This window comes from Streptomyces sp. NPDC055966 (assembly GCF_042269865.1).
Lineage (GTDB): Bacteria > Actinomycetota > Actinomycetes > Streptomycetales > Streptomycetaceae > Streptomyces.
This window is the reverse complement of the sequence record NZ_JBHJYK010000034.1, coordinates 7,766-28,551: the sequence shown is the minus strand read 5'-3', so window position 1 is coordinate 28,551 and position 20,786 is coordinate 7,766. Positions and strand designations below refer to the sequence as shown.

Here is a 20,786-nt window from a genome sequence, read left to right as displayed (position 1 = left end):
GAGGCACTCCATCTGATCGGGGTGACACCTCATTCTCACAGACCGGATCGCGCCCGCGAAAACCCCTTTACCCTCCGTGGGATACTGGCTGGGAGTATCCATCCCCACGAGGAGAACGGCACCCATTCCTATGGCCTCGGTCACGTCCCTCAGCGATTCCGTCCAGCAGCACCTCGCGTCCGCCCTCTCGGCCACCCTGCCGGAGGCCGCCGGAGCGGACCCGCTGCTGCGACGTAGCGACCGGGCCGACTTCCAGGCCAACGGGATCCTGGCCCTGGCCAAGAAGGCGAAGGCGAACCCGCGGGAGCTGGCGACGACGGTCGTCGCCCAGGTGGTGACCGGCGACGAGCTGATCAAGGACGTCGAGGTCTCGGGCCCCGGCTTCCTGAACCTCACGATCGCGGACCGCGCGATCACCGCGAACCTGGCCGCGCGGTACGCGGACGACACGGGCCGCCTCGGCGTGCCCCTCGCCGCGCACCCGGGCACGACGGTGATCGACTACGCGCAGCCGAACGTGGCGAAGGAGATGCACGTCGGCCATCTGCGCTCCGCGGTGATCGGCGACGCCCTGCGCGCCATGCTGGACTTCACCGGCGAGAAGACGATCGGCCGGCACCACATCGGCGACTGGGGCACCCAGTTCGGCATGCTCATCCAGTACCTGTTCGAGAACCCCGGCGAGCTGGCCCCCGCGGCCGACGTCGACGGCGAGCAGGCCATGTCGAACCTGAACCGGGTGTACAAGGCCTCGCGCGCGGTCTTCGACGCGGACGAGGAGTTCAAGGAGCGGGCGCGCAGGCGGGTCGTCGCCCTGCAGTCCGGCGACAAGGAGACGCTGGAGCTGTGGCAGCAGTTCGTGGACGAGTCGAAGGTCTACTTCTACTCGGTCTTCGAGAAGCTGGACATGGAGATCCGTGACGAGGAGATCGTCGGCGAGTCCGCGTACAACGACATGATGGCCGAGACGGCGCGGCTCCTTGAGGAGTCGGGTGTCGCGGTCCGCTCGGAGGGCGCGCTCGTCGTCTTCTTCGACGACATCCGCGGCAAGGACGACCAGCCGGTGCCGCTGATCGTGCAGAAGGCGGACGGCGGCTTCGGGTACGCGGCCTCCGACCTCTCGGCGATCCGCAACCGCGTCTTCGACCTGCGGGCGAGCACCCTCCTCTACGTGGTCGACGTGCGGCAGTCGCTGCACTTCCGCATGGTCTTCGAGGCGGCCCGCCGCCAGGGCTGGCTGAACGACGACGTCACCGCGCACAACATGGGCTACGGCACGGTGCTGGGCGCGGACGGCAAGCCGTTCAAGACGCGTGAGGGCGAGACCGTACGGCTGGAGGACCTGCTCGACGAGGCGGTGCAGCGGGCCGCCGAGGTGGTGCGGGAGAAGGCTCAGGACCTCACCGAGGACGAGATCCAGGAGCGGGCCGCCCAGGTCGGCATCGGCGCCGTGAAGTACGCGGACCTGTCGACGTCGCCGAGCCGGGACTACAAGTTCGACCTGGACCAGATGGTCTCCCTGAACGGCGACACCTCCGTCTACCTCCAGTACGCGTACGCCCGTATCCAGTCGATCCTGCGCAAGGCGGGAGAGGTACGCCCCGCCGCCCACGCGGAGCTGGAACTGCACGCGGCGGAGCGGGCGTTGGGCCTGCACCTGGACGCGTTCGGCGACACGGTCTTCGAGGCGGCGGCGGAGTACGCCCCGCACAAGCTGGCGGCGTACCTCTACCAGCTGGCGTCCCTGTTCACGTCGTTCTACGACAAGTGCCCGGTGATCAAGCCGCAGCCGCCGCAGGACGTGGCGGAGAACCGCCTCTTCCTCTGCGACCTGACGGCCCGCACCCTGCACCGGGGAATGGCCCTGCTGGGCATCAGGACGCCGGAGAAGCTCTGACCCGTACGGGCACGCGTGATCGGACGCGGCTGTCGGAAAGCCGTGACAGCGGCTATCCGGAAGCCGTGTCCCCCGCCTGCGCGTTCTCCTCGGCCAGTTCCCGTGCCCGCCGCGCCAGAGCCTCCCGTACCGACTCCGGCGCGAGGACCCGCAGCGGCGTTCCCAGGCCCAGCAGATAGCGGGCGAGGCCGTCCGGGTCCGGGCCGCCGATCTCGACGGTCGTCGCGTCGGGGCCGTCGGGGTGGTGGGTGCCGATCGTGGCGGGGACGAGCCGTAGCGCCTTGCGCAGCGGGAGCGGGAGGCGGATGGTCGCCGTCAGCGGGTAGGGGCCGGTGGCGATGTTGCGGGAGACCAGGCGGGCCGGGTCGGGCGCGTCGGTGAGGTCGGCCGGCCGGCCGGTGGGCTGGAGGCGGTCGACCCGGTCGGCGCGGAAGGTGCGCCACTGGTCCCGGGCGACGTCCCGCGCGACGAAATACCAGAGCCGGCCGGTGTGGACCAGGCGGTAGGGATCGATCTCCCGGACGGTCGACCGGCCCTCCCCGTCCGTGTACGACAGCCGGGCGCGCTCGCCGCGCCGGCACGCCGCCGCAAGCTCCAGCAGCAGGCCGGGGCGGAGCGGGGGCGCGTCGGTGCCCGGCAGGCGTACGAAGGCGTCGTCCAGGTCGCCGAGGCGGTCCGCGACCCTGCGCGGCAGCACCTGGCGCAGCTTCAGCATGGCGGACAGGGCCGCCTGGTCGCCGCCCAGCGCGGCCTCGCCCAGCCCCACCGCCACGGCCAGCGCCTCCTCGTCGTCGAGGATCAACGGGGGCACGTGGGACCCGGCGCGCAGGCGGTACCCGCCCCAGGGCCCGGCCTCGGAGTCCACCGTGTAGCCGAGTTCCCGGAGCCGCGCCACGTCCCGGCGGACCGTGCGGTCGGTGACCTCCATGCGCTCGGCCAGTTCGGCGCACGTCCAGGACGGGCGGGAGGAGAGGAGCGACAGCAGCCGCAGCAGGCGGGCGGACGCGGCGATCACGGTCGAAGTCTCGCACACGGTCGTACACAACCAGGACCGGAACTGTCCTGGTCATGTCCTACCGTCTCCGCCATGAGCACAGACACCACTCCCGCACCCGCGTTCCGCTACGCCGCCGTCACCTTCGACTGCGCCGACCCGGCCGAACTCGCCCGCTTCTACGGTGAGTTGCTCGGCTATCCGACCCTGTTCTCCACCGACGACTTCTTCTTCCTCGGCAAGGAGGGCGCGTCCGGTCTCGGCTTCACGCGCGTCGCCGACTACCGCCCGCCGACCTGGCCGGACCCGGCGCAGGGGAAGCAGGCGCACATCGAGCTGGGCGTGGACGATCTGGACCTCGCCGAGAAGCACGTGCTCGAACTGGGCGCCACGAAGCCGGAGTTCCAGCCGCAGCCGGAGCGGTGGCGGGTGCTGCTGGACCCGGCGGGGCATCCGTTCTGCATCACGACCCTCGTCTGACGGAACCGTACGGCGGGGGCGCGTGGCGGAGCGTTCCGCCCGGGCCCCGCCGTCAGTGGACGGCCCCTCCCACCGGCCGTCCCTGCATCTCGTTCCCGCCGCCCTGGCCGGGGACCGGCCCCGGGTCGCGGGCCCGACGGCCGCCCCGCCGCCCCCGTGGCGTGCGCTGCGGCCACAGCAGGACGTACGCCGCCGAGCCGATGCAGAAGGCCAGCCGGATGAGGCCCTGGGTGGAGTCCGAGGGGATCACCAGGACGCTGCCGTAGAGCGCGATCAGGGCGATCCAGCTGACCCAGGGGACCAGGCGGCGCTGGCCGATCGAGTCCCAGATGAGCGTGCCCAGCAGGACCGAGGCGTTGTAGTACGTGTACACGCTCGGGTCCAGCATGATGCGGGCGTCGGCGGCGAGGAAGACGACCGCCGGCCAGCGGCCTCGGCGTACGGCCAGTGCGCCGAGGGCCAGGCCCAGGGCCATCTGGGCGGGGCGGTCCCACGGCGGTGTCGCGGGGTCGTTCACGCCGAACCAGCGCAGGGCGGACGCCGGCTGGTTGGGGATGGTGAAGCGGGCCGCCGCGAAGGTATTCAGGTGGCTCAGGTAGAAGGGCAGCCAGGCCACCGCCACCAGGCCGAAGGCCCAGGCGGCCGAGCGCAGGCGGACCCCTCGGGGCAGGGCCAGCAGAAGCGGCAGGAAGCCCACCGCCCACGGTTTCGAGTCGACCGCCAGGGCCAGGAAAACGCCCACCGCCGTCGCGTTTCCGCGTACCAGCGCGCGGACCGCGAGCGTCGTGAAGAACAGGGCCATGACGTCGTCGAGATGGGCGAAGCGGACCGAGACCTCCACCCACATCGGGATGAAGGCGGCACCGGCTATCAGGACGCGTTGCTGCAGGCGTTTGTGGTTGAGGCCCGTGCCCCGGTTGTAGTCGGCGGCGGCCCGGCCGATCAGGACCAGCATGTACAGGCCCAGGCCGGACATGAACGCGTCGGCGAGTTTCTCGCCGACGGCGAGGGGGAAGGGTGCGAAGAGCCCGGCGACCAGGAAGCTGACGGGGCCGATCTGGAGTTCGGGGTGGTTGGCGTAGAGGGCCAGCCCGCCGCCGGCCTTCTGGTTGAAGAGCAGTTGCTGGCCCGTTCTGAGGTAGTGCCAGGACACGGGCGCGTGGCGTTCGGCCACCAAGAACCAGACGATCGTCCACAAAGTGAGCAGGACGATGTGCCACCGCACCGGGTTATGCCCGAACCGCACGTTCCGCTTCCGTCCTTCCCGTCACCGCACCACCTGCTAAGAGGGGCTGCCGGAGCAGGTGGTTCATCGGGTCGGTCCGCCAACAGGATTGTCAGTGGGGCACCCTACAGTCACCCTCATGGCGACTCTTCCCAACCCTCTGCCCCAGCTGGCCCTCGACCCCAGCGGCCGTTCGCTGGGACTGCGGCTTCCTCCGGGCCGGCTGGTCGACGCGACCGACGAAGGCTCCTGGCACGAACCCCTGCTGTGGCAGGCGGAGAAGCCGGCCGCGCCCGGCACCTGGAAGGCCCTGGGCGCGCCCGGCGCCCGGGTCGGTCTGCTGCCCGTGCTCGTGGACCTGGGCGGCTCCGAGGCGGGCGGCCCGCAGAACTGGGGGCTGCTGCCCGGCGAGACCTCGTATCCGGGCGACCACGACGCCGAGGACGTCCTCGCGGAGTACTGGGAGGACTGGGCCGAGGAGGAGGGCTGGGCCGAGGAGGAGGGCTGGGCCGAGGAGGGCACGGACGGGCAGACCGAGCCGTTCGGGTCCGACTGGCCGGGGCTCGCGCCCGCGCCGACCCCGACCGCCGACCCGGACACACGCGCGGCCCAGGTGGCGGACTCGCTGACGGACAAGGCGCCCGAATGGTTCGAGGAGGCACATCTCGCCCTGGTCCCGGCCCGCCGCTCCGCCGACATACCGGCGGCGATCGGCTGGACCGGGCCGCAGTACCACGACGGTGACGTGGCCCGGCCGTGCGCGGTCCTGCGCTCGTGGGAGGACCGCTTCGGAATACGGGTGGTCGGGCTCGGCTTCGACGTCCTGGTCGTGTCCGTCGCGGCCCCGCCCGCCACGGTCGCCGACGCGGAGATCCTCGCCGCCGAGCACTTCGCCTTCTGCCCGGACCTCGCCGAGGGCGGCCCGGGCGGCCTGCGGGAGTACGCCAAGGGCCTGGTCGGCGGCCACACCTGGACCTTCTCCTGGGACTGACCCCGGCGTCCAGAGGGGGCGGGCGGGTCAGTTCGTCCCCGCCGCCGGTTTCCAGGCGTCGCCGCCGAGCGGAAAGGCGTACGCGGGCCGCCCGTTGTCGCCGCTGGTGCGGAACGGCCGGCCCTCGTCCCCGATCAGCAGCGTGCCGTGCCGGCCCCCGCTCGACCATGCCAGCTCCAGGTACCAGCTGACGTCGTACGCCGACGCGTCGGCCGTGACGTGGAGGACCTCGGGGTCCGTCCGGCTCACCTTGAACGGGAAGTCCTGGTGCCCGGACTCCGGTACGACCTGGGGGCGCAGGGCGTCGAGAGCGACCGTGAAGGCGCGCGTCGGCACGCCCCCGCCGCAGCCCACGCCCGGATAGCCCATGGCGTAGTCGTTCCAGGCGAGCGGCGCCCGCCGGCCCGCCATGCGCACGGACAGCCCCTCCAGGACCACGGTGTTCCCGCCGGTGCCCTGCACGGTGAGCGTGACGAACTGCTCCCCCGCCGACACCGCCCTGTGCACGGCCACCCAGGCGGGCGCGTCCTGCTCCAGCGGCGGCGGGGAGACGTCGCTCGGCGCCCGGTCGATCAGATAGTGCTGGGAGCAGGGGCTCTCCCAGGAGTAGGGGTGGGTGGTGACCGCGAGGGGCGGGGCGGCGCTGTCCGCCCCGCCGGAGGAGCCGGAGGCGGAGTGCGAGGCGCTCGGACCGCCGGCGGACGAGGTGCCGGACGGGGAGGCGGGCGCCGCGCCGGAGGAGCCGGTGGCGTGCGGGGCACCGGCCGTCGGCGTGTGCTGCCGTGCCGGGTCGGAGCCCGTGGCGGCCACGGCCCCCGGCCCGGCACCCCTGCCGTCCGCCTCCGCCCCGCCGGAGGGCAGGGTGAGGGCGAGCGCCGCCGTACCGAGCAGAGCCGTGACGGCGACGGCGGCGAGGAGGACGGTCCGGGTACGGCGGCGGGGCCGGGGGCCATCGGCCGGCACCGGCCCGGGGACGTCCGACACCGGCGGCACCAGCTCCTGGAGCTCCTGCACGGGCTCCGCCTCCGGCGCTGTCTCCTGGGCCGGCGCCGGTTCCCTCCGCCCCCGCCCCGCATCCGCCAGCACCCACCTGCGGTGCAGCTCCACCAGCTCCTGCGGCGTCGCCTTGCACAGGCGGGCGAGGCGCTCGACGGGGGCGTAGTCGGCCGGTACGGCGTCCCCGTTGCAGTAGCGGTGGAGCGTCGACGTACTCATGTGGAGCCGCTTGGCGAGCGTTCCGTAACTGTGGCCTGAGCGGTTCTTCAACTCCCGCAGGAGCTCCGCGAAACCGCTCTCCGTACTGCCGTCCGCCACCCTCTCCCCCTCCCCCCTCGTCCCATCCCGGCGTTCCAGGCAGGGACTGTTTTCGCAGGTCAATGCCTGTGCCGGCGTTCCAGCGTCCCGGATCGGCCGTGATCTGTGGCCGCCGGGACGGGACCGCGCACAGGCTGTGACTCATCCAAACACGTCAACAGGCCCAGCCCGAAAGAGGACTTGCCATGCGTATGCGCCACATCCGTCTGCTCGCCGCCGCTGGCACCGCGGTGACCGCCCTCGCGCTCAGCGCGTGCGGTGCGGGCGGGACGGGGACGAAGGACGAGGGCGCCTCGCGGTCGGTGTCGCCGACGGCTGCGACGGCGACGGCGGCCGACAAGGCCCCGGGAAAGACGTCCGCCGGCACGCCCGCGACCCGCGCCCACACGCCGCCCGGCAAGGCGGGCGGCACGAGGAACGGCGGCAGCGGGACCACGTCCGGAACCGCGTCCGGATCCTCCGGCACCTCCGGCTCCTCGCCCGTGCTGTGCAACGGCGCGAACACCCGCGTCACCGCCCGGCCGATGAGCCGCCCCCTGAACCACATGCTGCTCACGGTGACGAACACGGGCCGCAGGACCTGCGAGCTGACGTACTACCCGATCGTGCGCTTCGACGAGATGCAGTGGGCGCCGCAGGCGGACAAGGACACCCAGCCGCAGGCGGTGACGACGCTGAAGCCGGGCGAGTCGGGGTACGCGAGCATGCGGCTGTCGGCCGCCGACGGCAGCGGCGAGGGCGGGACGACCGCCCGCAAGCTGACGCTGATGTTCCAGGGCATGACCCCGAACAGCGACGGCGGCGCCACCGCGACCCCGACCCTGCCGGCGAAGGGCGTCTACTACGACAGCTCGCTGACGGTGACGTACTGGCAGCAGAGCCTGGACGACATCGCCGCCTGGTAAGCCCGGCAAGGGGCTTGAGGTCAGCGCAGCTTCCGCGCGGCCTCGGTCGCCCAGTAGGTGAGGATGTTCCGGGCGCCGGCCCGCTTGATGCCCGTCAGGGTCTCGACGATGGCCCGGTCCCGGTCCACCCAGCCCTTCTCGGCGGCGGCCTCGATCATCGCGTACTCGCCGGAGATCTGGTACGCGGCGACCGGCACGTCCACGGCGTCCGCGACCCGGGCCAGGATGTCGAGGTACGGCCCGGCCGGCTTGACCATGACCATGTCGGCGCCCTCGGCCAGGTCCAGCTCCAACTCCCGCAGCGACTCACGCCAGTTGGCGGGATCCTGCTGGTACGTCTTCCGGTCCCCGGTCAGCGAGGAGGCGACGGCCTCGCGGAAGGGGCCGTAGAAGGCGGACGAGTACTTGGCGGTGTAGGCGAGGACGGCGACGTCCTCCCGCCCGATCTGGTCGAGCGCGTCACGGATGACGCCGATCTGGCCGTCCATCATCCCGCTGGGGCCCACGACATGGGCTCCGGCGTCGGCCTGCACCTGGGCCATCTCGGCGTACCGCTCCAGGGTGGCGTCGTTGTCGACCCGCCCCTCGGCGTCCAGCACCCCGCAGTGCCCGTGGTCGGTGGTCTCGTCCAGGCACAGGTCGGACATGACGAGCAGATCGTCGCCGACCTCGGCCCGCACGTCGCGGATGGCGACCTGGAGGATCCCGTCGGGGTCCGTCCCCGCCGTCCCGAGGGCGTCCTTCTTCGACTCCTCCGGCACGCCGAACAGCATGATCCCGGAGATCCCGGCCTCCACGGCCTCCAGCGCGGCCTTCTTCAGGCTGTCGCGCGTGTGCTGCACGACCCCGGGCATGGTCGCGATGGGCACCGGCTCGCTGACGCCCTCGCGGACGAACGCCGGGAGGATGAAGTCGGCGGGGTGCAGGCGGGTCTCGGCGACCATCCGGCGCATGACGGGCGAGGTCCGCAGCCGCCGGGGACGCGTACCGGGAAAAGATCCGTACTTCGTCATGCCTTCTACGCTACGCCCGCCCGGATACCGCCTTTGCCAACACCGTGTCGGCCGCCAAGAGGCCCCAACCGGGGCATAGCGGCGCCCTGATACCAAGTTTTTGCGCTCCCCTGGACGTCCCTGGAACCGCACGCCTCCCCAGCGTTCTACGCGCGTGGTGTCATGCACGCGCCACCCCCTCCCGTGAGCTCACCCCAGGAGTCACGCATGCTGTGGAAGGTCCTCGGCCGGGCGGGCGTCGCCCTGGCCGCCGGCGCCGTCGTCGTCGCCACCGCCATCCCCGCGAACGCCGCGAGCTACTCCGCGTTCGCCTTCTCCCAGAGCGGCAGCCAGCCCGCCGTCTACGACTTCATCAACTCGGCCACCACCACGCTCGACATGACGCTGTACGAGCTGGAGGACACGACCGCCGTCAACGACCTCATAGCCCTGAAGAACAAGGGCGTGACGGTCCGCGTCATCCTCGACCGCCAGCACCAGAGCGCCAACGGCTCGGCGTACACGTCCCTGAAGAACGCGGGCATAGGCGTCGTCTGGTCCTCCTCCGCCTACGTCTACACCCACCAGAAGACGATCACGGTCGACGGCGTGAAGTCCCTGATCATGACGGGGAACCTGACGTCCCAGTACTACACGACCAGCCGGGACTACGGCGTCTTCACCGACGACACGAGGGACGTGGCGGCGATAGAGAAGGTCTTCGACGCCGACTACACGGCCACGTCGGTCACCCCCACCGACGGCGACCACCTCCTGTGGTCCCCCACGGACTCCCGCAGCCGCCTGGTGTCCTTCGTCAACTCCGCGACCAAGACCCTCGACGTGGAGGAGCTGGAGTTCAGCGACAGCACGGTGGTCAACGCGATCGTCGCCCGCGCCAAGGCCGGCGTGAAGGTCCGGGTCGTCCTGGAGACCCCCGCCAGCTACTCCGGCGAGGTCTCCGAGATCAAGGCGGCGGGCGGCACGGTGGTCGGCTACTCCGACCCCAACGGCTTCTACATCCACGCCAAGGCGATGGTCGCCGACTACGGCCTGTCCACCCAGGCGGTCGAGGCCGGCTCCATGAACATCAGCAGCAACTCCCTCAGCAACAACCGGGAGCTGGGCATCATCCTCACCGGCACGGGCGTGGCCCAGCCGGTGGCCCAGACGATCGAGACGACGTTCGCGAGCGACTACGCGGGCGGCACGGCGGCCTGACCGGAGAGGGGCGGGTGGGTGCCGGGCCGGCTCCCACCCGCCCCTCAGCGTCCGCCGAACCTCGCGAGCACGCGATCGGCGATCTCCCTGCGGTCGTTGGCGCGGAGCAGCCCGGAACGGAACTGCTCCAGGCGGCGGACCACGCTGAGCGGAACCTGCTCCGCCTCCAGGTCGTCCACGCATCTGCCGACCGCCTGGAGCGCCCAGTACTGGTTGAAGGGCAGCGGCTCGCCGGCGGCCGCGTCCACCAGCGCGCCGAGCACCTCCGGCTCCGGCAGCGCGTACAGGCGCGCGTAGGCCGCCAGGCGCAGTCCGGCGTCCTGGGAGCCGAGCAGCGTACCGGCGTCGAAGTCACGCACCCGCTGGGTCACGCGCACCAGGCGGGCGAAGATCTGGTCCATCCGGTGGTTGCGCGCCGGACCGCTGCGCTGCTGCAGGCGTACGTTCACGTATTCGGCCGCCAGTTCCCGGACCGCGTCCCAGGCGGCGGTGTCGTCCACGGTCCCGCCCTCAGGGCCGTCACCGACGAGCGCCGCGTTCGCCGTCCGCTGGACGGCGTCGATCCTGCGCTCGATGTCCCGGAACTCGATCCTGCCGATGCCCGGCACCTCGATGCTGCGGAACAGGTCTCCGAGCCACGGCACGACCGCCACCGCGAGCAGCATCACCGTGACGCCGTCGATCCTGAGGCCGGGCGCCAGGACATGGAGTACAGCCGCTCCCACCCCGATGCACGTCAACACCACCGCGACGGCACGACGCCGTATCCAGGCCGTCCGCTCACGCCCCCGACCCCGATCCCCCTCAGTCATACCGGCCAGCATGGCAGACACAGGCATCGGTGACGGAGAGTTCGGGGCGGGCGCCGCGAAGGGTCGGGGAGAGGACACGGCGGAGTGCCCCGGCAAGGAGCACTCCGCCGTACTTCGTCAGGTCGTGGACCGCCGCCGCCGTGCCCCCGGCCGGCGCTCGCTCGGCCGGGTCACCGGGTCGCCGGCCTCCACCGCGGCCGCGCGCCGCTTCATGCCGAACTCGGCCAGGGCCTCGGCCAGCTTGTGCACCGACGGCTCCGGGGCCATGACGTCGACCCGCAGGCCGTGTTCCTCGGCGGTCTTCGCGGTCGCCGGGCCGATGCAGGCGATCACCGTCACGTTGTGCGGCTTGCCCGCGATGCCCACCAGGTTGCGGACGGTCGAGGAGGACGTGAAGAGCACGGCGTCGAAGCCGCCGCCCTTGATCGCCTCCCGCGTCTCCGCCGGCGGCGGCGAGGCGCGCACGGTCCGGTAGGCCGTGACGTCGTCGACCTCCCAGCCCAGCTCGATCAGGCCGGCGACCAGGGTCTCCGTGGCGATGTCCGCGCGGGGCAGGAAGACGCGGTCGATCGGGTCGAAGACCGGGTCGTACGGCGGCCAGTCCTCCAGCAGGCCCGCGGCCGACTGCTCCCCGCTCGGCACCAGGTCCGGCTTCACGCCGAAGGCGACCAGCGCCTTCGCCGTCTGCTCGCCCACGGCCGCGACCTTGATGCCCGCGAAGGCACGCGCGTCGAGGCCGTACTCCTCGAACTTCTCCCGGACGGCCTTCACCGCGTTGACCGACGTGAACGCGATCCACTCGTAGCGGCCCGTCACCAGGCCCTTGACCGCCCGCTCCATCTGCTGCGGGGTGCGCGGCGGCTCCACCGCGATCGTCGGGACCTCGTGCGGCACGGCGCCGTAGGACCGCAGCTGGTCGGAGAGCGAGGCCGCCTGCTCCTTCGTCCGCGGCACGAGCACCTTCCAGCCGAACAGCGGCTTGGACTCGAACCAGGACAGCTGGTCGCGCTGGGCGGCGGCGGAACGCTCGCCGACCACGGCTATCACCGGCCGGCCGCCGTCCGGCGACGGCAGGACCTTCGCCTGCTTCAGGGTCTGCGCGATCGTGCCCAGGGTGGCGGACCACGTGCGCTGGCGCGTCGTCGTACCGGCGACCGTCACCGTCAGCGGGGTGTCCGGCTTGCGGCCCGCGGACACCAGCTCGCCCGCCGCTGCCGCCACCGAGTCCAGCGTCGTGGACACGACGACCGTGCCGTCGGAGGCGCCGACCTCCGTCCAGCAGCGGTCGGAGGCCGTACGGGCGTCCACGAACCGGACGTCCGCGCCCTGCGCGTCCCGCAGCGGCACACCGGCGTACGCCGGCACACCGACCGCGGCCGCCACGCCCGGGACGACCTCGAAGGGCACCCCGGCGGAGGCGCAGGCGAGCATTTCCTCGGCCGCGTACGTATCAAGTCCCGGGTCCCCGGACACCGCACGGACGACCCGCCTGCCGGACCGTGCGGCCTCCATGACAAGATGAGCCGCATCCCGGGCAGGAGACGGGGCAGCGGCGGTTGTTGACGTGCCGTCAACGACCGTGAGCTGCGGCGTGCCCGTGCCCGGCGGCGACATGGAAGCGTCCGTCGGTACGACGGAGACGCCCTGCCGCGCGTGCGTCCGGATCACGTCGAGCACCTCGTGCTCGGCGATCAGGACATCCGCGTGCGACAGCGCCTCCACGGCGCGCAGAGTCAGCAGTCCCGGATCCCCGGGTCCGGCACCGAGGAAGGTGACGTGCCCGTGATCGAGGCCGGCGGGAAGGGTGGTGGGGCTCACTGTGCTCGCTCCCCCATCAGACCGGCCGCGCCCTGGGCGAGCATCCCGGCCGCGAGGTCGCGGCCGAGGGCGATCGCCTGGGTCTCCGTCTGGGGCACGGGACCGGTGGTGGACAGCTGCACCATGCGGGTGCCGTCGGTCGTGCCGACGACGCCGCGCAGGCGCATTTCCTTGACAATCTGCCCGTCGGCCAGAAGGTCGGCCAGCGCGCCCACAGGGGCGGAGCAGCCGGCCTCCAGGGCGGCGAGCAGTGACCGCTCGGCGGCGGTGGCGGCCCGCGTGAGCGGGTCGTCGAGCTCACCGAGCGAGGCGATCAGCGACGCGTTGTCCGCGGCGCACTCGATCGCCAGTGCCCCCTGGCCGGGGGCGGGCAAAACCGTGTCGACCGACAGGAAGTCGGTCACCTCGTCGCTGCGGCCGATCCTGTTCAGTCCGGCGGCGGCCAGCACGACCGCGTCCAGCTCGCCGTCCCGGACGTACCGGATGCGCGTGTCGACGTTGCCGCGGATCGGGACCGTCTCGATGTCCAGGCCGTGCGCGCGGGCGTACCCGTTCAGCTGGGCCATGCGCCGCGGCGAACCGGTGCCGATGCGCGCGCCCCGCGGCAGGTCGGTGAACTTCAGCGCGTCCCGGGCGACGATCACGTCCCGCGGGTCCTCGCGCTCCGGTATGGCCGCCAGGACCAGCGCCTCCGGCTGCGCGGTCGGGAGGTCCTTGAGCGAGTGAACCGCGAAGTCGACCTCGCCGCGCACCAGCGCGTCGCGCAGCGCCGTGACGAACACGCCGGTGCCGCCGATCTGCGCGAGGTGCTCGCGGGAGGTGTCGCCGTAGGTGGTGATCTCGACCAGCTCCACGGGCCGCCCGGTCACCTGGCGGACGGCCTGCGCCACCTGCCCGGACTGGGCCATGGCGAGCTTGCTGCGCCTGGTCCCCAGCCTCAGTGCCTTCTCAGTCATGCCGGTCGGTCCTTCGTGTCTGTGCTGTCCACGGCCCGGGAGACGGAGGCGACCGTCTCGGGGTCGAGGTCGAACAGGGTGCGCAGCGCGTCCGCGTACCCGGCGCCGCCGGGCTCGGCGGCGAGCTGCTTGACCCGTACGGTCGGCGCGTGCAGCAGCTTGTCCACGACCCGGTGCACGGCCTGGCGGATCTCGCCGCGCTGGCGGTCGTCCAGGTCGGGCAGACGGCCGTCGAGCCGCGCGATCTCACCGGCGACGACGTCGGCGGCCATGGTGCGCAGCGCGACCACGGTCGGCGTGATGTGCGCCGCCCGCTGTGCCGCGCCGAAGGCCGCGACCTCGTCGGAGACGATACGCCGGACCAGGTCCACGTCGGCCGCCATCGGGGCGTCCGCCGAGGACTCCGCGAGCGACTCGATGTCGACCAGCCGCACCCCGGCCAGCCGGTGCACGGCCGCGTCGATGTCGCGGGGCATGGCCAGGTCGAGGAGGAAGAAGAAGGGCGCCGGACGCTCGGCCGGCGGCTCGGGCCTGCGCCGCTCGGGGATCCGGCCGACCGTGGCGGCGGTCGCGGCGAGCGCGGTGATCAGCTCGGCGTCGGCCTCGGGGCTGCGGCGGCCGGGACGCTCGATGGTCCCTCCCGCGACCCAGGCCGCGTGCTGCTCCAGGGTGGCCGCGTCCATGCCGGCCACGGCGGCCTCGCCCATGACGGAGAAGCCGGTCGGTACGGCGGCCAGGTCCAGCGGGCAGTTCTCGTCGCCGGCGCCGGCGGTCGGCAGCGGGATCTCGGGCTCCACGTCCGGGGAGGCGGCGACGGCGGGCTGCCCGGTGCGGCCCTCGACCGCCTGCGCGACCGCTTCCGCCGTGAGCACCAGACCCGTCGCCCCGGTACAGGAGACGACGACGTCGGCACGTGTCAGCTCGCCCGGCACGGCGCTCATCTCGACCGCGCGCGCGGTGACCGCGTTGTCGTCGGCCTCGGTCAGTATCTGCGCGAGGCGCTCGGCGCGCTCGTAGGTGCGGTTGGCGACGACGACCTCGGCGACCCCGGCCCGCGCGAGCGTGGCGGCGGCCAGCGAGGACATCGACCCGGCGCCGATGACCAGGGCCCGCCTGCCGCGCGCCCAGGCCGGGACGTCCGCGGCGGCGGCCAGCTGCTCCAGGCCGAAGGTGACCAGGGACTGGCCCGCGCGGTCGATGCCGGTCTCGGAGTGGGCGCGCTTGCCGACCCGCAGGGCCTGCTGGAACAGGTCGTTCAGGAGTCGGCCGGCGGTGTGCAGGTCCTGCGCCCTGGCCAGGGAGTCCTTGATCTGGCCGAGGATCTGCCCCTCGCCGACGACCATCGAGTCCAGGCCGCAGGCCACCGAGAACAGGTGGTGGACGGCCCGGTCCTCGTAGTGCACGTAGAGGTAGGGGGTCAGCTCGTCCAGGCCGACGCCGCTGTGCTGGGCGAGCAGCGTGGACAGCTCGGCGACACCCGCGTGGAACTTGTCCACGTCGGCGTACAGCTCGATGCGGTTGCAGGTGGCGAGCACCGCGGCCTCGCCGGCCGGTTCGGCGGCGACCGTGTCCTGGAGCAGCTTGATCTGGGCGTCCATGCTCAGCGCGGCCCGCTCCAGCACGCTCACCGGCGCGCTGCGGTGGCTCAGTCCGACGACGAGGAGGCTCATGCCGGCATCACGGCGGGTACGTCCCCGTCGGGTCCCTGGTCTGCGGATGCGGCAGGCGCGGCGGTCGATGCCGCTTCGCGGGGGGTGGCGGCGGGCTGCGCGCCGTCGCCCACGGCGGTCTCCAGGGCGGGCTCCTCGCCGGCCTTGCGCTGCTCGTGGAAGGCGAGGATCTGGAGTTCGATCGAGAGGTCGACCTTGCGCACGTCGACGCCGTCCGGGACGGACAGCACGGTCGGCGCGAAGTTCAGGATGGAGGTGACCCCGGCGGCCACGAGCCGGTCGCAGACCTGCTGGGCGGCGCCGGCCGGGGTGGCGATGACGCCGATGGAGACCCCGTTGCCCTCGATGATCTTCTCAAGGTCGTCCGTGTGCTGCACCGGGATGCCCGCGACGGGCTTTCCGGCCATCGCCGGATCCGCGTCGATCAGCGCGGCCACCCGGAAACCACGGGAGGCGAACCCGCCGTAATTGGCCAGCGCGGCGCCGAGGTTACCGATACCGACGATGACAACCGGCCAGTCCTGGGTCAGACCCAGTTCACGGGAGATCTGGTAGACGAGATACTCCACGTCGTAGCCGACACCGCGCGTTCCGTAGGAGCCCAGGTACGAGAAGTCCTTGCGCAGCTTGGCGGAGTTGACCCCCGCGGCGGCCGCCAGCTCCTCGGAGGAGACCGTGGGTACCGAGCGCTCCGACAGCGCGGTCAGCGCGCGGAGGTACAGCGGAAGCCTGGCGACGGTGGCCTCGGGAATCCCTCGGCTACGGGTCGCCGGTCGGTGTGTTCGGCCAGTTGCCACGGTGCTCCTGCGGGTAGAGCGGGGCTGTAGGCGGTCATACGTCCCCAGACCGCCCCGTCGAATGCAGGCTATGTCTTTGTGAACGCGTGCACAAAGATGGTGTCCGATTTGCCCGGCAGAAGTGACCGGGGTCACGCAACCGGAGCGCCCTCGACGGGAACCGGCGCACACCCGCGCGCGTTCCTTCGGTATTGGGGGCAAAATCGCACACTCTCCTCACAAATCCCGCCCCCGAGACCAAACCGCCGTCGATCCTAAGCGACTTTCGGGCCGGTTTGGACTAGTCGGTCAGTGCCCGGCGCAGCCGCTCCTCGTTCACGCGCCAGAAGGTGTGCTGTTCACCGTCGACGAGTACGACGGGAATCTGCTCCCAGTACTGGTCGTGCAGCGCCTTGTCGTGGGTGATGTCCTTCAGCTCGAAGGGCACCCCCAGATCGCCGGCCACCTTCTCGACCACCTGCTGCGCGTCGTCGCACAGATGGCAGCCCGGCTTGCGGACGAGAGTGATCAGCCGCTCATGTGGGGCGGCCTTGCGTCGGAAGAGAGGACTCATGCCGGCCATTCTCCCGCCCCTTCCCCGCCCCCTTAACGGCCCGGTAGCGGAGAGTTCACACCCTTCCAACCTCTCGACTCCGGAAGCACCGAACAAACTGGCTATGCTCACGACATGGCCGCTCTCGGATGGCTCACTCCCCGTAGGCGCTCCGCCACGGCGCGGAGCGTGTTGGCAGGCGAGGCCTCGGCAGAGGCCGCCCGCAAGTCCTCGCAGGAGGCGCAGACAGCCCAGGAGGCTCCACCGGGCGCACCGGAGGAACCGGAGTTCCCCGTCATCGGCGACACCAGGGCAGCCGCGTTCTTCGACCTCGACAACACCGTGATGCAGGGCGCCGCGCTGTTCCACTTCGGCCGCGGCCTGTACAAGCGGAAGTTCTTCGAGACCCGCGACCTCGCCCGGTTCGCCTGGCAGCAGGCGTGGTTCCGGCTGGCCGGCGTCGAGGACCCCGAGCACATGCAGGACGCCCGCGACTCGGCGCTGTCGATCGTCAAGGGCCACCGGGTCGCCGAGCTGGAGTCGATCGGCGAGGAGATCTACGACGAGTACATGGCCGACCGCATCTGGCCCGGCACCCGCGCGCTCGCCCAGGCCCACCTGGACGCGGGCCAGAAGGTGTGGCTGGTCACGGCGGCCCCGGTGGAGATCGCCCAGGTGATCGCCCGCCGCCTCGGCCTCACCGGCGCGCTCGGCACCGTCGCGGAGTCGGTCGACGGCGTCTACACCGGCAAGCTGGTCGGCGAGCCGCTGCACGGCCCGGCGAAGGCGGAGGCGGTCCGCGCGCTGGCCGCCGCGGAAGGCCTGGACCTGGCCCGCTGCGCCGCGTACAGCGACAGCCACAACGACATCCCGATGCTCTCCCTGGTCGGCCACCCCTACGCCATCAACCCGGACGCCAAGCTCCGCAGGCACGCCCGGGAGAAGGACTGGCGCCTGCGCGACTACCGCACCGGGCGCAAGGCGGCGAAGGTGGGCATCCCCGCGGCGGCCGGCGTCGGCGCCGTCGCCGGCGGCACGGCGGCCGCCATCGCGATCAGCCGACGGCGCCGATAGGCACCGCCCCCGCACTCCGAACCCCAGCACGACACCCACTGGCCGCGCGCGCCCGAATTATGCCGCGGCCATTTCAACACGCCCTGTACCTCACCGAAACAGGCCTGTTTTCGATCAACAACCGATCAGGCTACGGCACTTGATAGGACGTCAATCGGTAACAGAAGCGACGCAATCGATGATTTGAGCAACTCGGTGTAGCAGTGCCTGCACGAAGCGTTATTCTCCTCAGACGCAAACCGGTACCTCTCCGTCGCTACGACGGGTGAACGGTCCCGCACTGCACGTGATGGAAGCTCTGCCTCTGGGAGTCCCGTGTACCCACACGTCGGGGTTGACGCCTCGGGCCTGGCTACGCTGCGCGCAACACTCGCAACGGTCAAAGAGACGCTGCGCGGCCTCGTCCCCACCGCGTACGCCGTCCCCGCCTTCGCCGCCGCCATGCCCGTCGGCCCGTGCTACGCACTGGCCGACGGCAGCGCCACCGTGGGCAGACGAGGCCGCGCCACGGGCGCGGCCACCGCCCGCCGACCGGCCGCCGACAGCGACAGCGCCCGGATGATGGACCTGGTCGAGCGCGCCCAGGCCGGCGAGGCCGAGGCCTTCGGCCGGCTCTACGACCAGTACAGCGACACGGTGTACCGGTACATCTACTACCGCGTCGGCGGCCGCGCGACGGCCGAGGACCTCACGAGCGAGACCTTTCTGCGGGCGCTCCGCAGGATCGGCACGTTCACCTGGCAGGGCCGCGACTTCGGCGCCTGGCTGGTGACGATCGCCCGGAACCTCGTCGCCGACCACTTCAAGTCCAGCCGCTTCCGCCTGGAGGTCACGACCGGCGAGATGCTCGACGCCAACGAGGTCGAGCGCTCCCCGGAGGACTCCGTCCTGGAGTCGCTGTCGAACGCCGCGCTGCTCGACGCCGTGCGCCGACTCAACCCCCAGCAGCAGGAGTGCGTGACGCTCCGCTTCCTCCAGGGCCTCTCGGTCGCCGAGACCGCCCGCGTCATGGGCAAGAACGAGGGCGCCATCAAGACCCTCCAGTACCGCGCCGTCCGCACCCTCGCCCGGCTCCTGCCGGACGACGCACGCTGAACCGATCGCGACCGCGGGCGACCGCCAACTCACGTTGCGTGAAAGCCCGTTGTCTTTCCGATCCGCCCATCCGCCGTCCGTAACCCAAGTGCCGCGCCAGTCGTTGTGCGGGATACAGGCTCCCTGTGGTCACGTCCTGGCCGACCCTGATCACTCGATCGTGTGGATCGGTCACGGGCGTGCAACCCTCAGGACCCCCTGGGGAGTCGACCGTGATGACGAGAGGAGGTGCCGCCAGTGATCGCGAACGTATCGGCGCACCGGCGGGCGAACGCCTTCGCCCAGGCCCTGGATGAGCAGTCCGACCGGGACACGGCGGCCGAGCAGCCAGCACCGGCGGGCGGACCGCCGGCCACCGAGGAGTCCGGGCAGGGCGAGCTGCTCGCCCTCGCCTCGGGCCTCGGCGCACTGCCCAAGCCACAGCTCGACCCCGAGGTCAAGGTCGTCCAGCGCGCCCAGCTGGTGGCCGCGATGGAGGCCATGCTCCAGGAGGGAACCGGAGCGGCGGATGCGTTGGTACCCGAACAGCGTTCTTCCCACTCCAGGGGCGCACACCGGGCGAGCCCGCTGAGCAAACTCCGCCCACGCAGCCGGCTGACCAAGGGGCTCGCCGCGGGCGGGCTCAGCGTCGGCGTGGCCGCGGGAGCCTTCGGCGGAGTCGCCGCGGCCAGCTCGGACGCCCTGCCCGGTGACTCCCTGTACGGCCTCAAACGCGGCATCGAGGAGTTCAAGCTCAACTACCTGTCCGACGGCGACGACCAGCGCGGCCAGACCTACCTCGACCAGGCCTCCACCCGGCTCAGCGAGGCCCGGCGGCTGCTGGAGCGAGGCCGCGGCGGACACCTCGACCACGAGTCCCTCGGTGAGATCCGCCGCACGCTCTCCGGCATGCAGCGCGACGTCACCGAAGGCCACCGCCTGCTCCACGAGGCGTACGAGGCCGACCCGGACTCCCTGGGCCCCATCCAGGCCCTGTCGACCTTCGCCCGGTCCCACCGCGAGGCCTGGAGCGCGCTGAGCGGCAAACTGCCGGTGCAGCTCGGGGACGTCAAAGAGCAGGTGACGTCGGTGTTCGCCGCCATAGACCAAGAGGTCGCGCCGCTGGAGGCCCGTCTCCCGAAGCCCGGGGCCCACCCCGGCACCGGCACGCGCCAGGGCTCCGGCTCGGCCTCGACGGGCTCGGGCGCCCACCGCGGCGCCACCTCGCCCAGCTCCTCCGGCTCGACCCCCGCCACCGGCAAGCACGCCCGCACGGACGACCCGAGCGGCTCGCTCACCGGCGACAACGGCGAGGGCCTGCTCGGCGGCAACACCGGCGGCCTGCTCGGCCCTCCGAAGACGGGCAACGGCGCCAGCACCTCGCCCACCACCAAACCCACGACCCCGACAGCCCCGGACGTCACCCTCCCCCCGCTCCTCCCCGGCCTCCTCCCGGGCCTGGGCATCGAGGGCGAGAACAACACCAACTAGCGAGAGTCGCGGCAGCGGGGCACCCACCCGAGCGGGCGCCCCGCTGTCGCGCAGACACTCAAAAGAACACCGACCGCCGCTGCACGAGCAGCTTGTACAGCGTGTGCTGGATCTGCTCACGCACCTGGTCGGTCAGGTTGAACATCAGCATCGGGTCCTCCGCCGCCTCCGGCGGATAGCCGTCCGTCGGGATCGGCTCACCGAACTGGATCGTCCACTTCGTCGGCAACGGCACCGCCCCCAGCGGACCCAGCCACGGAAACGTCGGCGTCAACGGGAAGTACGGGAAGCCCAGCAACCGCGCCAGCGACCCATTCACATTGCCGCCCTCGCACCGCTTCGCGGGCTTCGGACGGCTGCGCCGGACTCCGTCCGCCGACTCCCGGCCTCCGGGATCGAGCGCTCCCGAACAGCCGGCTCCACAACCACCTCGCGTCAGAAGAACACTGACCGCCGCTGCACGAGCAGCTTGTACAGCGTGTGCTGGATCTGCTCACGCACCTGGTCGGTCAGGTTGAACATCAGCATCGGGTCCTCCGCCGC

Annotated in this window: 18 protein-coding genes and 2 pseudogenes; 8 read left to right on the top strand and 12 right to left on the bottom strand. The window is 71.9% G+C overall.

The genetic code is table 11. The features are described from left to right. The first annotated feature begins 130 nt into the window (after positions 1-130). Positions 131-1,897 (top strand): arginine--tRNA ligase, encoded by a 1,767-nt coding sequence (gene argS, locus ACFC8N_RS44250; RefSeq protein WP_376295357.1) that lies wholly within the window; start codon positions 131-133, stop codon positions 1,895-1,897. 52 nt (positions 1,898-1,949) lie between these two features. Here the strand turns inward: argS and ACFC8N_RS44245 are convergent, their stop codons facing one another. Continuing rightward, on the bottom strand, positions 1,950-2,912 hold the full coding sequence (locus tag ACFC8N_RS44245; protein ID WP_376295356.1) for a helix-turn-helix transcriptional regulator: 963 nt from the start codon (positions 2,910-2,912) through the stop codon (positions 1,950-1,952). Positions 2,913-2,984: 72 nt separating this feature from the next. On the opposite strand from ACFC8N_RS44245, the gene ACFC8N_RS44240 reads away from it, so the two are divergent. After that, entirely contained in the window at positions 2,985-3,371 is a 387-nt protein-coding gene (locus ACFC8N_RS44240; protein ID WP_356035947.1) for a VOC family protein, read from the top strand. Positions 3,372-3,423: 52 nt separating this feature from the next. Here the strand turns inward: ACFC8N_RS44240 and ACFC8N_RS44235 are convergent, their stop codons facing one another. Continuing rightward, positions 3,424-4,617 carry a hypothetical protein gene (locus tag ACFC8N_RS44235; protein WP_356035944.1) on the bottom strand — a complete coding sequence of 398 codons (1,194 nt, stop codon included), beginning with the start codon at positions 4,615-4,617 and terminating at the stop codon, positions 3,424-3,426. A gap of 118 nt (positions 4,618-4,735) precedes the next feature. Between ACFC8N_RS44235 and ACFC8N_RS44230 the strand changes: the two genes are divergently transcribed. Further along, a complete protein-coding gene (locus ACFC8N_RS44230) occupies positions 4,736-5,587 on the top strand; it encodes a DUF4253 domain-containing protein (RefSeq protein ID WP_376295354.1) in 852 nt (283 codons plus the stop codon). A 27-nt stretch (positions 5,588-5,614) separates the two neighbouring features. On the opposite strand, the gene ACFC8N_RS44225 is transcribed toward ACFC8N_RS44230, so the two are convergent. Further along, entirely contained in the window at positions 5,615-6,901 is a 1,287-nt protein-coding gene (locus ACFC8N_RS44225) for a helix-turn-helix domain-containing protein (RefSeq protein ID WP_376295352.1), read from the bottom strand. 191 nt (positions 6,902-7,092) lie between these two features. Here ACFC8N_RS44225 and ACFC8N_RS44220 point away from each other — a divergent pair, with 191 nt between their 5' ends. Then, a complete protein-coding gene (locus ACFC8N_RS44220) occupies positions 7,093-7,806 on the top strand; it encodes a DUF4232 domain-containing protein (RefSeq protein ID WP_376295351.1) in 714 nt (237 codons plus the stop codon). Between the two features lie 20 nt (positions 7,807-7,826). On the opposite strand, the gene hemB is transcribed toward ACFC8N_RS44220, so the two are convergent. Further along, positions 7,827-8,819 (bottom strand): porphobilinogen synthase, encoded by a 993-nt coding sequence (gene hemB / locus ACFC8N_RS44215; protein WP_356035933.1) that lies wholly within the window; start codon positions 8,817-8,819, stop codon positions 7,827-7,829. A gap of 207 nt (positions 8,820-9,026) precedes the next feature. On the opposite strand from hemB, the gene ACFC8N_RS44210 reads away from it, so the two are divergent. After that, the gene (locus ACFC8N_RS44210) at positions 9,027-10,019 is read left to right on the top strand and encodes a phospholipase D-like domain-containing protein (protein ID WP_376295350.1); all 993 of its coding nucleotides are present in this window, start codon (positions 9,027-9,029) and stop codon (positions 10,017-10,019) included. 44 nt (positions 10,020-10,063) lie between these two features. Here ACFC8N_RS44210 and ACFC8N_RS44205 read toward each other — a convergent pair whose 3' ends face one another. The 6 genes from ACFC8N_RS44205 to ACFC8N_RS44180 form a co-directional block, all read right to left on the bottom strand. Next, positions 10,064-10,744 carry a hypothetical protein gene (locus ACFC8N_RS44205; protein ID WP_356035927.1) on the bottom strand — a complete coding sequence of 227 codons (681 nt, stop codon included), beginning with the start codon at positions 10,742-10,744 and terminating at the stop codon, positions 10,064-10,066. Between the two features lie 204 nt (positions 10,745-10,948). Further along, positions 10,949-12,649 carry a bifunctional uroporphyrinogen-III C-methyltransferase/uroporphyrinogen-III synthase gene (locus tag ACFC8N_RS44200; protein ID WP_356035924.1) on the bottom strand — a complete coding sequence of 567 codons (1,701 nt, stop codon included), beginning with the start codon at positions 12,647-12,649 and terminating at the stop codon, positions 10,949-10,951. Next, on the bottom strand, positions 12,646-13,605 hold the full coding sequence (gene hemC, locus ACFC8N_RS44195) for a hydroxymethylbilane synthase (protein ID WP_376295348.1): 960 nt from the start codon (positions 13,603-13,605) through the stop codon (positions 12,646-12,648). The genes ACFC8N_RS44200 and hemC overlap by 4 nt, the downstream gene beginning before the upstream one ends. Next, on the bottom strand, positions 13,602-15,275 hold the full coding sequence (locus ACFC8N_RS44190) for a glutamyl-tRNA reductase (protein ID WP_376295347.1): 1,674 nt from the start codon (positions 15,273-15,275) through the stop codon (positions 13,602-13,604). The genes hemC and ACFC8N_RS44190 overlap by 4 nt, the downstream gene beginning before the upstream one ends. Continuing rightward, positions 15,272-16,072: a redox-sensing transcriptional repressor Rex gene (locus tag ACFC8N_RS44185; RefSeq protein ID WP_376295346.1), complete on the bottom strand. Its 801-nt coding sequence runs from the start codon at positions 16,070-16,072 to the stop codon at positions 15,272-15,274. The genes ACFC8N_RS44190 and ACFC8N_RS44185 overlap by 4 nt, the downstream gene beginning before the upstream one ends. A gap of 280 nt (positions 16,073-16,352) precedes the next feature. Continuing rightward, positions 16,353-16,634, bottom strand: coding sequence for a glutaredoxin family protein (locus ACFC8N_RS44180; protein ID WP_356035914.1), 282 nt, complete (start codon positions 16,632-16,634; stop codon positions 16,353-16,355). A gap of 105 nt (positions 16,635-16,739) precedes the next feature. Between ACFC8N_RS44180 and ACFC8N_RS44175 the strand changes: the two genes are divergently transcribed. The 3 genes from ACFC8N_RS44175 to ACFC8N_RS44165 all read left to right on the top strand — a co-directional run bounded on the left by ACFC8N_RS44175 (position 16,740) and on the right by ACFC8N_RS44165 (position 20,243). Next, a complete protein-coding gene (locus tag ACFC8N_RS44175; protein WP_356035911.1) occupies positions 16,740-17,678 on the top strand; it encodes an HAD-IB family hydrolase in 939 nt (312 codons plus the stop codon). 315 nt (positions 17,679-17,993) lie between these two features. Further along, complete coding sequence (locus ACFC8N_RS44170; protein ID WP_376295345.1) at positions 17,994-18,773, top strand: ECF subfamily RNA polymerase sigma factor, BldN family; 780 nt, start codon at positions 17,994-17,996, stop codon at positions 18,771-18,773. 237 nt (positions 18,774-19,010) lie between these two features. Further along, entirely contained in the window at positions 19,011-20,243 is a 1,233-nt protein-coding gene (locus ACFC8N_RS44165) for a DUF5667 domain-containing protein (RefSeq protein WP_376295344.1), read from the top strand. Between the two features lie 58 nt (positions 20,244-20,301). Here the strand turns inward: ACFC8N_RS44165 and ACFC8N_RS44160 are convergent. Both ACFC8N_RS44160 and ACFC8N_RS44155 read right to left on the bottom strand, forming a co-directional pair. Beyond that, positions 20,302-20,553, bottom strand: a pseudogene (locus ACFC8N_RS44160) (glycerol acyltransferase); the annotation flags it as partial. Positions 20,554-20,678: 125 nt separating this feature from the next. After that, positions 20,679-20,786 (bottom strand): annotated as a pseudogene (locus ACFC8N_RS44155) (glycerol acyltransferase); the annotation flags it as partial.